At 72.8% G+C, this 10,806-nt stretch carries 12 protein-coding genes; 6 read left to right on the top strand and 6 right to left on the bottom strand.

Going from position 1 to position 10,806, the window contains the following annotated elements; all coding sequences use genetic code 11:
- Positions 1-45: 45 nt before the first annotated feature.
- Positions 46-729 carry a maleylpyruvate isomerase family mycothiol-dependent enzyme gene (locus ABD086_RS21865; RefSeq protein ID WP_343910162.1) on the top strand — a complete coding sequence of 228 codons (684 nt, stop codon included), beginning with the start codon at positions 46-48 and terminating at the stop codon, positions 727-729.
- Positions 729-1,400, top strand: a complete 672-nt coding sequence (locus ABD086_RS21860; protein ID WP_343910160.1) for an MBL fold metallo-hydrolase — start codon at positions 729-731, stop codon at positions 1,398-1,400. The genes ABD086_RS21865 and ABD086_RS21860 overlap by 1 nt, the downstream gene beginning before the upstream one ends.
- A gap of 216 nt (positions 1,401-1,616) precedes the next feature.
- Here ABD086_RS21860 and ABD086_RS21855 read toward each other — a convergent pair whose 3' ends face one another.
- The 5 genes from ABD086_RS21855 to ABD086_RS21835 form a co-directional block, all read right to left on the bottom strand.
- Positions 1,617-1,973 (bottom strand): hypothetical protein, encoded by a 357-nt coding sequence (locus ABD086_RS21855; protein ID WP_343910159.1) that lies wholly within the window; start codon positions 1,971-1,973, stop codon positions 1,617-1,619.
- A gap of 46 nt (positions 1,974-2,019) precedes the next feature.
- The gene (locus ABD086_RS21850) at positions 2,020-2,646 is read right to left on the bottom strand and encodes a hypothetical protein (RefSeq protein WP_343910158.1); all 627 of its coding nucleotides are present in this window, start codon (positions 2,644-2,646) and stop codon (positions 2,020-2,022) included.
- Positions 2,647-2,830: 184 nt separating this feature from the next.
- Positions 2,831-3,928 carry a 2Fe-2S iron-sulfur cluster-binding protein gene (locus tag ABD086_RS21845; protein WP_343910156.1) on the bottom strand — a complete coding sequence of 366 codons (1,098 nt, stop codon included), beginning with the start codon at positions 3,926-3,928 and terminating at the stop codon, positions 2,831-2,833.
- A 3-nt stretch (positions 3,929-3,931) separates the two neighbouring features.
- Positions 3,932-4,225, bottom strand: a complete 294-nt coding sequence (locus tag ABD086_RS21840; protein WP_343910155.1) for a hypothetical protein — start codon at positions 4,223-4,225, stop codon at positions 3,932-3,934.
- 5 nt (positions 4,226-4,230) lie between these two features.
- The gene (locus tag ABD086_RS21835; protein ID WP_343910153.1) at positions 4,231-5,400 is read right to left on the bottom strand and encodes a 3-ketosteroid-9-alpha-monooxygenase, oxygenase component; all 1,170 of its coding nucleotides are present in this window, start codon (positions 5,398-5,400) and stop codon (positions 4,231-4,233) included.
- A 46-nt stretch (positions 5,401-5,446) separates the two neighbouring features.
- On the opposite strand from ABD086_RS21835, the gene ABD086_RS21830 reads away from it, so the two are divergent.
- From ABD086_RS21830 to ABD086_RS21820, 3 genes are read left to right on the top strand one after another with little or no spacing between them, the layout of a single operon-like run.
- Positions 5,447-6,637, top strand: a complete 1,191-nt coding sequence (locus tag ABD086_RS21830) for an acyl-CoA dehydrogenase family protein (protein WP_343910151.1) — start codon at positions 5,447-5,449, stop codon at positions 6,635-6,637.
- A 30-nt stretch (positions 6,638-6,667) separates the two neighbouring features.
- Positions 6,668-7,780 (top strand): acyl-CoA dehydrogenase family protein, encoded by a 1,113-nt coding sequence (locus ABD086_RS21825; RefSeq protein WP_343910149.1) that lies wholly within the window; start codon positions 6,668-6,670, stop codon positions 7,778-7,780.
- Positions 7,777-9,351: an AMP-binding protein gene (locus tag ABD086_RS21820; protein WP_343910147.1), complete on the top strand. Its 1,575-nt coding sequence runs from the start codon at positions 7,777-7,779 to the stop codon at positions 9,349-9,351. Before ABD086_RS21825 ends, ABD086_RS21820 begins: the two co-directional genes overlap by 4 nt.
- A 75-nt stretch (positions 9,352-9,426) precedes the next feature.
- On the opposite strand, the gene ABD086_RS21815 is transcribed toward ABD086_RS21820, so the two are convergent.
- Entirely contained in the window at positions 9,427-10,218 is a 792-nt protein-coding gene (locus ABD086_RS21815; RefSeq protein WP_343910146.1) for a spermidine synthase, read from the bottom strand.
- A 22-nt stretch (positions 10,219-10,240) separates the two neighbouring features.
- Between ABD086_RS21815 and ABD086_RS21810 the strand changes: the two genes are divergently transcribed.
- On the top strand, positions 10,241-10,801 hold the full coding sequence (locus ABD086_RS21810) for a P-loop NTPase family protein (RefSeq protein ID WP_343910144.1): 561 nt from the start codon (positions 10,241-10,243) through the stop codon (positions 10,799-10,801).
- Positions 10,802-10,806: the final 5 nt, after the last annotated feature.

The raw sequence follows: 10,806 nt of genomic DNA, 5'->3' as shown, positions 1-10,806 counted from the left end.
CTCTCACGGGCCACCGACAGTGGGCCCATCCGGCAGGATGGCCCCATGGCCGACCCCCTGGACCTGTCCGAAGCGACTCGGCGGCTGATCCGCAGCGCGGACGGGCTGAGCGACGAGCAGTACGCCGCCCCGAGCGCCCTGCCCGGCTGGTCCCGGGCCCATGTGCTCGCCCACCTGGCGCTCAACGCCGAGGGCCTCGCCGGCGCCCTCACCGGCGTCGTCGAGGGCCGCCGGGTGCCGATGTACGCCTCACAGGAGGCCCGTGACGACGACATCGACGAGCTCGCCGGCGAGGAGCCGGCCGCGGTCCGGGCGCGGCTGCTCGGCGGCTGCACCGACCTGGCCGACGCGCTCGCCGCCGTACCCGAGGACCGGTCGGGCACGGTCATCGAGCGCAGCCCCGGCAGCGACCGGACCTTCACGGTCGCGGACGTGCCGTCGATGCGACTGCGCGAGATCGAGATCCACCACGCCGACCTGGCGGTGGGCTACGACCGGTCGTCGTGGGCGCCGGAGTTCGCGGTACACGTGCTGGACGGCGCGGCGGCCCGCTCGCCGGGGCCGTTCACGGCGCACGCGACCGACCTCGGCCGCGAGTGGAGGTACGGCGAGGGCGGGCCGGTCGTCTCCGGCGCCGCCGTCGATCTGGCGTGGTGGGTGACCGGCCGGGGTACCGGCGAAGGACTGACGAGCGACAGCGGCGAGCTGCCGCGGATCGGAGCGTGGTGATGTCGTACACGGGCGAGGTGACGGTCGGCGGCGAGGCGGACGTCCGGGAGCTGGAGCACCTGACGATCGCGAAGGTCGCGGTCGACGAGAAGATGTCGAACAACTCCTACCTGCTGACCTGCCGCGACACCGCCGACCAGGTGCTGATCGACGCCGCCGACGCGGCGCCGGTGCTGCTCGACCTGATCGGCCCCGCGGGCCTGACGACGGTGATCACCACGCACCAGCACTGGGACCACCACCGGGCGCTCGCCTCCGTCGTCTCGGCCACGGGAGCCTCGGTCGTCGCCGGCGCACCGGACGCCGCGGCGATCACCGAGCAGACCGGCGTCCCCGTGGACCGGCCGGTCGGCCAGGGCGACACCGTCGCCGTCGGCTCCTGCTCGCTGTCGGTCATCGCGCTGGCCGGCCACACCCCCGGCTCGATCGCGCTGCTCTACGAGGACCCGTCCGGGCACCCCCACCTGTTCACCGGCGACTCGCTCTTCCCCGGCGGGGTCGGCAACACCTTCGGCGACGAGGCGGCGTTCGCCCAGCTCATCGACGAGGTGGAGACCAAGATCTTCCAGCGCCTCCCCGACGACACCTGGTTCTACCCCGGCCACGGCAACGACTCGACGCTCGGCGCCGAGCGGCCGGCGCTGCCGGACTGGCGGGCGCGGGGCTGGTGAGACACGCGGATCGGTCACCAACCGCATGAATTCGGGCCTCGAACGTGCGGTTGGTGACCAATCCGCGCACCCGTCGGCCGGCGGTGGGTGAGCCACCGAACCCGCCGCCGGGACGGTGGCTGACGCACCGCCGGCCCGCGCGAAGCGTGCGGATTGGTCACCAACCGCATGAATTCGGGCCTCGAACGTGCGGTTGGTGACCAATCCGCGACGCGCTCAGCCGTCGTACGACCGCCGGAGGTCGTCGTACAGCAGCCGGTTCACGCGGTAGCGGATGCGTCGGGTCAGGTCGTCGTCGGGCGGGTCGCCGGGGGTCAGCAGCCGGAAGCCGAGCAGAGTCTCGGTCCCGCGCGCGGTCAACGTCAGCTCCACCCAGTCGTCGGGACGCGCGGGCCACAGCGACGACCAGACCACGCGGCGCGGCCGCGCCGCCTCGAGCACCTCCGGCACGACCTCGTCGCTGCGCAGCGCCAGCCAGGCGCGCACGCCGACGCGCTTGCGCGCCACCAGGTCGTCCCACACGACGTGGGGCGGCGCCGGCAGGCGCTTGGCTCGCGCGCCGTACTCGACCACGACGCCACCTCACCACGGACGCGGGCGATGCGCCTCCGTATTCGCCTCAGGCGACCTCGGGCCAGTCCCCGTCGCCCTCCCACTCGGCGACCGGGCGGTACGGCGCGAGGCCGGGGCCGGTGATCGGGGGCAGGTTGTCGAACTGCCGCAGCTCGAACGGGTCGGGCGAGGCGGTCGACCAGTCCGTGAGGTCGTCAAGGAACGTCAGGTCGTCGTAGTCCGGCACCGCGTCGAGGTCGATCAGCTCGTCGAGCGGCACGCCGGCGGGGGTCGTCGCGGTGGCGAGCCCCGCGAACAGGTGGAGCATGGTCCAGTCGGGCGACGTCCCGGCGTCGAGGTGGTCGAGGAGGGTGTCCTCGGCGACGCCGGCGTCGACCACCGTGACCAGGCGCGAGGTGCCGTGCACGGCGGCCCAGCGCCACATCGTGCGTGCGGTCAGGTGCTGCGCGGCCGAGCGAGCCAGCACCCGGGCGACCGTCGCGGCCGGGACGGAGTCGGAGAGCATCAGGTTCTCGACGTCGTGGAACGTGACCCGCTCGGGGTGGTGGTGGAGCTGGCGAAACCTCCGGTCGAGGTCACGCTGCCCGGAGACCTGGCGGTCCGGCCTCGCCGCGGTCGCGGTCAGCCGCCACCCCAGCAGGGCCACGGTGATCAAGCACAGTCCGAGAAGCACGGCCATCCCTCATTCCGGTCTCCGGACCCGGGCGGCGGCGATCAGGAGGGAGCGGCGATCACTGGTCGCGGGCCGGAGTTGTTCGCTTCATGGGTTGAGCAGCAAACTTCCCGGTACCCGCGCCGGTTACGCACCAGAGCACCCGGGTCCGTGGTGGTCTGGACCTGGGGTGTCGCACGGCCTCTCAGTGGTACGTGACGCGCACCGTGTCGGTGACCGGGACGGACTGGCAGCCCAGCCGGATCCCCTCGGCGATGTCCTCCTCGTCGAGCACGTCGTTGTGCAGCATCTTGACCTCGCCCTCCAGCAGCCGGAGGGCGCACGCCGAGCACTCCCCCTCCCGGCACGAGTACGGCGCCTTCACGCCCTTGGACTCCAGGTGGTCGAGCAGCTTCGTGCCGGGCGCCCAGTCGTCGAAGGCGTAGTCCTGGCCGTCGAGCTCCACCTCGAGCCGCACCGGGCCCTGCGGCTCGGCTCCGGCGTCGTCGACGACCACCTCGTCCTGGTCGCGTTCGGCGTCCTCGATCTCGTGCTCGGCGACCTCCTGGTCGTGCAGGTCCCCGAACGGGTTCCCGCCGAGCGAGACGAACTTCTCCTGGTGCCGCCGCTCGCGCGGGAACTCCAGCTCCTTGAGCGCCGCGGTCGTCATCTTCATGAACGGCCCCGGGCCGCACACGAACGCGTCGTACGACGTGAAGCTGCTCGCGAACGCCTTCAGCTGCTCCTGGCTGGGCAGCCCCTGCACGGACTCCAGCCAGTGCACCACCACCAGCCGCTCGGGGTGCTCGGCCGCCAGCCGGGCCAGCTCCGCCGCGAAGATCACCGACCGCTCGTCGCGGTTCGCGTAGAACAGCACGATCCGGCCCGTGCCCTGCTGGAGGGCGGTCCGGGTGATGGAGATGATCGGCGTGATCCCACTGCCGCCCGCGAACAGCAACAGGTCGGCGGAGAGCGACGCCGGCGTGAAGATGCCGCTCGGCGGGAGCGCCCGCACCGAGTCGCCCTCGCGGACGTGGTCGCAGATCCAGTTGGACGCGTACCCGTCCGCGGTCCGTTTGACGGTGATCGTCAGCGGCCCGCCGCCGACCGGGCTGCTGGACAGCGAGTAGCAGCGCGCGGCCACGCCGGTGCGCTCCGACGGCACCGCCAGGGTCAGGAACTGCCCGGGCTTGTAGGCGAACCGCTCCTCGGCGCCGGCCGGCACCTCGAAGGAGATGGAGTGCGCGTCCGCGGTCTCCTCGACCACGTCGACGACCTTCAGCTCGTAGGAGTCCTCGCTCACGACCTAGTAACCGTCCTCGGCTCCGATAGGGACCTGTCCCTCGCGTACGGCGGCCTCGATGCTGGCCGCCAGGCGCGGGCAGGCCGGATGGCCCTCGCGGCCGCTCGCGCGCCGGCCCAGCTCCGGGCAGGACCGGCGGGCCTCGGCGGTCCACTGGATCGAGGTGTGGTGCTCGCTGTTCTTCTTCACGCCGACGTGCGCCAGGCAGTCCAGGCAGGCGACCTCGACCAGCCGGGCCGACGTGTACAGGCGCTGGTCCTCGAGGGTCTCGGCGCGGGTGGGGACGAAGGAGGCCATCGGCGTCAGGTCCCCGACATCAGCTGGGGAGTCTCGGCGGACTCGGTGTGGTCGGCGTCGTCCTGCTCGGCCTTCTTGCGGAGGTTCTCGGCGACCTCCTCCTGCCAGAACTCGTTGGCCTTGGTGGTGTCGACCTCGAACTCGAAGCGGTCCACCATCTCCGGGGCGATGTCGGCCTTGTCGACGTAGAACTGCTCGTACCACCGCCGCAGCTGGTAGACCGGGCCGTCCTCCTCGCAGAGCAGCGGGTTCTGGACCGGCACCTTGTTCTTCCAGATGTGCACGTCCTGGAGGAAGCCCTCGCCGAACATCTGCGCGTACTTCTTCGCGATGTAGTCGGCCGTGTCGTCGTCGAGGCCCTCGGGCTTCTTCACGGTGATGCCGTACTGCAGCGTGAACGAGTCCGGCCCGGTCGGGATGTGGCAGTTGATCAGGATCACCTCGGTCTCGAACCCCTTGTAGTCGACGTCGAGCCAGTTGATCATGTACGCCGGTCCGTAGTACGTCGCCTCGGACTTCAGGAACAGCTCGGCGCTACCGTAGCCGCCGGACTTGTCCGGGCGGCCCTTGGACTCCATGTACTGGGTCGCCTGGGTGCCCTCGAAGACGTTGCGGAAGCTCGTGGGAAACGAGAAGTGCACGTAGTAGAAGTGCGCCATGTCCACGACGTTGTCGATCAGCTCGCGGCAGTGCGAGCCGGTGATCGGCACGACCTCCCAGGTCCACGCGGTGTACTCGCCCTCCTCGAGGCCCGGCAGCACCGGCGGCAGGATGTCCAGGTCGGGCTCCGAGGCCTCGACGTCGTGCCAGACCAGCACCTGGCCGTTGCGGATCACCACCGGGTACTTCTGGGTCCGCGCCCGCAGCGGCACCCGCCGCGCGTACGGGATCTGCTTGCACTTGCCGTCGCCGCCCCAGCGCCAGTCGTGGAAGGGGCAGGCGACCTCGTCGCCCTTGACCTCGCCCTGGGTGAGGTCGCCCCCCATGTGCCGGCAGTAGCCGTCGAGCACGTTGATCTCGCCCTGTGAGTCCTCCCAGACGACGAGCTTGCCGCCGAACGCCTCGACGCCGTGCGGCGTGCCGTCCCGGAAGGAGTCGGCCAGGCCCAGGCAGTGCCACCCGCGCGCGAAGCGCTCGGGAGCCGTTCCGTGGTCGAGCTGTCGGGTATCGCTCATGGGTCCATTATGGACCAGAATGAGAACACGTTCTAGTCTGGCCCGCATGCACATCGCGCTGACACCGAACCAGGAGGGGCTGCGCGAGGAGCTGCGCGAGTACTTCGCCGCCCTCGTCACCCCCGACGTCAAGGCGGGCCTCTCGTCGGCGACCGGCGAGTTCGGCGACAGCCAGGTCTACAAGGACGTGATCCGCCGGCTGGGCACCGACGGGTGGCTCGGCATCGGCTGGCCCGAGGAGTACGGCGGGCAGGCCCGGTCGATGACCGACCAGCTGATCTTCACCGACGCGGCCGCGGTCGCCGGCGTTCCGATCCCCTACCTGACGCTCAACACGGTGGGGCCGACGATCATGCGCTACGGCACCGACGAGCAGAAGGAGTACTTCCTCCCCCGGATCCTCCAGGGCGACCTGCACTTCTCGATCGGCTACTCCGAGCCCGGCTCCGGCACCGACCTCGCCTCGCTGAAGACCCGCGCGGTCCGCGAGGGCGACGAGTGGGTGATCAACGGCCAGAAGATGTGGACCTCGCTGATCCAGTACGCCGACTGGATCTGGCTGGCCTGCCGTACCGACCCGGACCTGCCGCGGCACAAGGGGCTGTCGATGATCCTGGTGCCGGCCGACTCCCCCGGGTTCTCGTACACGCCGGTGCACACGGTCGCCGGCGTCAGCACCAGCGCGACGTACTACGAGGACGTGCGGGTGCCCGCGGGCAACCTGGTCGGCGAGCTCAACGGCGGCTGGTCGCTGATGACCAACCAACTCAACCACGAGCGGGTGGCGCTCACCTCCGCCGCGCCGCTGACGCACTCGATCGAGATGGTCCGGCGCTGGGCGCAGGAGACGAAGAACCCCGACGGCCAGCGGGTGATCGACGCCGAGTGGGTGCAGATCGCCCTCGGCCGCGCCCACGCCCGCGCGGAGGCGCTGCGGCTGATCAACTGGAAGCTCGCGGCCGACGCGGACGCGGGCGTCGACCTGTCGCCCGCCGAGGCGTCGGCGACCAAGATCTACGGCTCCGAGCTCGCCACCGAGGTGTACCGCTCGCTGATGGAGGTCGTCGGGCCGAACGCCGGCGTCACCGCCGAGTCCGACGGCGCGGTGCTCCAGGGCCGGCTCGAGCGGTTCTACCGCTCCGCCCTGGTGATGACGTTCGGCGGCGGCACCAACGAGATCCAGCGCGACATCATCGGGTACGTCGGCCTCGGCCTCCCCGCAGCCAAGCGTTCGTAGCCCCAGAATCGACGGAGAGAGCTGAACGACATGGACTTCCGGTTCACCCAGGAGCAGGACGAGGCCGCGGAGCTCGCGGCGGGGATCCTCGCGGACCGTGCCACCAACGAGCGGATGAAGGCCGTCGAGTCCGGCGGCGACCGGTTCGACCGCGACCTGTGGGCCGCGCTCGGCGAGGCGGGCCTGCTCGGGCTCGCGCTCCCGGAGGAGTACGACGGCGCCGGTCTCGGCCTCATCGAGCTCTGCCGGGTGATCGTCGAGGTCGGCCGCACCGTCGCTCCGGTCCCGCTCGCCGCGCACGGACCGGCCGCCCGCCTGCTGGCGGAGGTCGGCACCGCGGAGCAGGAGCAGCGCTGGCTCACCGGGGCCGCCACCGGCGCGACGGTCGTGACCGCCGCGGTCGCCGAGGAGCGGGCGTGGGCCCCCGAGCGGCCGACGACGACCGCGGCCCAGGACGGCGACGGCTACCGGCTGACCGGCAGCAAGGCCGTGGTCCCCGCCGGCCCGTACGCCGACGTGTTCCTGGTGCCGGCCGAGACCCCGTCCGGCGTCGGCGTCTTCCTGGTCGAGCCGGGTGATCCCGGGGTGACGGTGGTGCCGCAGACGTTCTCGGACCGGGACGCGGTCGCGCGCCTCGACCTCGCCGGGGTCGAGGTCGGCGCCGACCGGCTCCTCGGCGCGGCCGACGGCTCGGCCGATCACCGGCTCCGGCAGCTGATGGTGCTCGGCGGCGCCGCCGAGCAGCTCGGCATCACCGAGGGCGCGCTGCGTCTCACGTCGCAGTACGCGAAGACCCGCGAGCAGTTCGGCCGCCCGATCGGCACCTTCCAGGCGGTGTCGCAGCGGCTGGCCGACGGCTACATCGACGTCCTCGGCCAGCGGCTGACGCTCTGGCAGGCCGCGTGGCGGCTCGAGGAGGGCCTGCCCGCGGACACCGAGGTCGCGATCGCCAAGCTGTGGGCCGCGGACGCCGGGCACCGGCTCGCGCACACCACCGTGCACGTGCACGGCGGGGTCGGCATCGACCTGGACGGCGAGGCGCACCGGTACTTCACCGGCGCCAAGCGCTTCGAGTTCCTCCACGGCGGGTCGACCGAGCAGGCACTGACGATCGGACGGGCGCTGGCCGCCGAGCCCGCGTGAGCCCGCCGGCCGGGATGCCCACGGTGCGCGAGCAGCTGCTCGCGCGGGCGGCGGACGAGTCCCCCGGGTTGCTGTTCGAGGACCACGCCTGGACCTGGGCCGAGGTGGTGCGGGAGTCGTGCGTGCGGTCGGCCGTGCTGGCCCGGCTGCTGCCGCAGGGCGCGCCGCCGCACGTCGGCGTGCTGCTGGAGAACGTGCCCGAGTTCGCGTTCCTCCTCGGCGGCGCGGCCCTCGGCGGGCACGCGGTGGTGGGCCTCAACCCCACCCGGCGGGGCGCCGCGCTGGCCGCGGACGTGGCGCGCGCGGACGTGCAGGTCGTCGTGACCGACGCGGCGCACGCCGAGCTGCTCGCCGATGCCGACGTACCGGTCCTCCCGGTCGACTCCCCCGACTGGCCGGAGCTGCTCGCCGAGCGGGCCGACGCCGGCGTGCCCGACGTCGAGGTCGGCCCGGGCGACCTGATGATGCTGATCTTCACCTCCGGCACGTCCGGCGAGCCGAAGGCCGTCAACGTCACGCAGGCGAAGGTCGCGTACCCGGGGCAGTTCCTGTCCGAGCGGTTCGGGCTGACCGGCGCGGACACGGCGTACGTGTCGATGCCGATGTTCCACTCCAACGCGATCATGGCCGGTTGGGGCCCGGCGCTGGCCGCCGGCGCGACCGTGGCGCTGGCCCGGCGGTTCTCGGCGTCCGGCTTCCTGCCCGACGTCCGGCGGTACGGCGCGACGTACGCCAACTACGTCGGCAAGCCGCTCACCTACATCATGGCGACGCCCGAGCGGCCCGACGACGCGGACAACCCCCTGCGGCTGGTGTTCGGCAACGAGGCCAACGACCGGGACATCGAGGGCTTCGCGCGGCGCTTCGGCTGCGTGGTCGTCGACTCCTACTCCTCCACCGAGAACGCCGTGGTCGTGCAGCGGGTCCCGGGGATGCCGCCGGGGTCGCTGGGCCGGCCGGTCGAGGGCGTGCAGGTGCTGGACCCGGTGACGATGGCGGAGACGCCGGACGCCGTCTTCGACGAGACCGGTGCGCTGCTCAACGCCGAGGAGGCGACCGGCGAGCTGGTCAACACCCTGGGCGCCGGCGCGTTCGCCGGCTACTACGAGGACCCGGAGGCCGAGGCGGAGCGGATGCGCGGCGGGATGTACTGGTCCGGCGACCTCGCCTACCGCGACGCCGACGGGTTCGTCTACTTCGCCGGGCGCACCGCCGACTGGCTGCGCGTCGACGGCGAGAACCTCACGGCCGCGCCCGTCGAGCGGATCCTGCTGCGCCACCCCTCGGTCTCCGAGGCGGCCGTGTACGCCGTGCCGGACGAGTCGGTCGGCGACCAGGTGATGGCCGCGCTGGTGGTCACCGGCCACCTCTCCCCGTCGCTGCTGGAGGAGTTCCTGGCCGCACAGCCCGACCTGTCCCCCAAGGCGTGGCCGCGGTACGTCCGGGTCGTCGGCACGCTGCCCCGCACCGCGACCAACAAGGTGCTCAAGCGGGCGCTCGCCGCCGAGGGCCCGGTCGCGGGCGAGGGCGTGCTGTGGACGCGGGAGCCGCGAGGCACGGCGTACTCCTGAGCATGGTCGTGCCCGCCAGGACGTCATACGGATGGAGCATCCCCTTCCACCGTCCGTATGACGTCCCACGAGGTGTCACCGACCGACCGGCGGCGGGGACGGTTCGGTGTCGTCCGTCGTGAACGGCGTGCCGCCCCCGAAGCCGTCGCTGACCTGGGCGGCGTCGAGCACCCGGTACGGCGCGGGCGCGCTCGCCGAGCGCTGCCGCAGCGCCGCCACGGGCACCGGCCCGCGGGACGCGACCACCACCAGGTTCCCGAGGCGCCGGGCGCGCAGGGTCGCCGGCTCCGCGGTCAGCAGCAGCTCCGGGAACACCGACCGCAGCCCGCCGACGACCCGCCGGACCCAGCCGAACGGCGCCCGGTCGGTCAGGTTCAGCACGAACAGCCCGGCCGGGTCCAGCACCCGCGCCACGTCGCGGAAGAACTCCACGGTGACCAGGTCGCCGGGCACCCGGGCGTCGGCGAACGCGTCGAGCACCACGAGCTCGGCGTACCCGTCGCGCAGCCCGGCGATCCCGCGCCGGCCGTCCACCGGGCGCACCTTGATCCCGCTGCGCGGCGGCAGCGGCAGCTCGGCGCGGACCAGCTCGGTGACCTCGGCGGCCGGCTCCAGGACGACCTGGGGCGAGCGCGGCCGGGCGGCCGCGATGTACCGCGGCAGCGTCATCGCCGCGCCCCCGACGTGGACCGTCCGGAGCGGCGCTCCCGGAGGACCGGCCGCGTCGATGACGTCGGCGATCCGGCGCACGTACTCGAACTCGAGCTGGAGCGGGTGGCGCAGGTCCACGTGCGACTGGTTCATCCCGGCCATCCGCAGCACGAAGGTGCCCGGGCGGTCCCCCGGCACGATCTCGGACGGCTCCACGCCAGCACCGTACGATGCCGCGGTGCTCAGCGCTGCCGACCCGCTCCCCCACCGGCCGGCGCGGATCGCGGTGGCCGGCGTCTCCGGGTCCGGCAAGAGCACCCTCGCCCGCCGGCTCGCGACGCTGCTCGACCTGCCGTACACCGAGCTGGACTCGCTGTTCCACGGCCCCGGCTGGACACCCCGTCCGACGTTCCGGGCGGAGGTCGAAGAGCTGGTGCGCGGCGACCGGTGGGTGTGCGAGTGGCAGTACGACGAGGCCCGGCCGCTGGTCGCCGCCCGCGCGGAGCTGCTGGTGTGGGTCGACCTGCCGTTCCGGGTGACGCTCGTCCGGCTCGTGCGCCGCACCGTCGGGCGCCGGGTGCGCCGCGAGGAGCTGTGGCACGGCAACCGGGAGGCGCCGCTGCACACGTTCTTCACCGACCGCGACCACGTGGTCCGGTGGGCGGTCCGCAGCCGCCGCAGCTACCACCAGCGGATCCCGGCGGTCGCCGCCGAGCACCCCCGTCTCGTCGTGGTGCGGCTGCGGTCCGCGCGCGACGTCGACCGCTGGGTCCGCGAGGTGCTGGAGCCGTTAGCCTGACCGCC

Origin of the sequence: Nocardioides aquiterrae (genome assembly GCF_039526625.1) — a bacterium.
Classification (GTDB): Bacteria; Actinomycetota; Actinomycetes; order Propionibacteriales; family Nocardioidaceae; genus Nocardioides; species Nocardioides aquiterrae.
The sequence above is the reverse complement of the archived record's forward strand: the minus strand, read 5'-3'. Positions and strand labels throughout refer to the sequence as shown.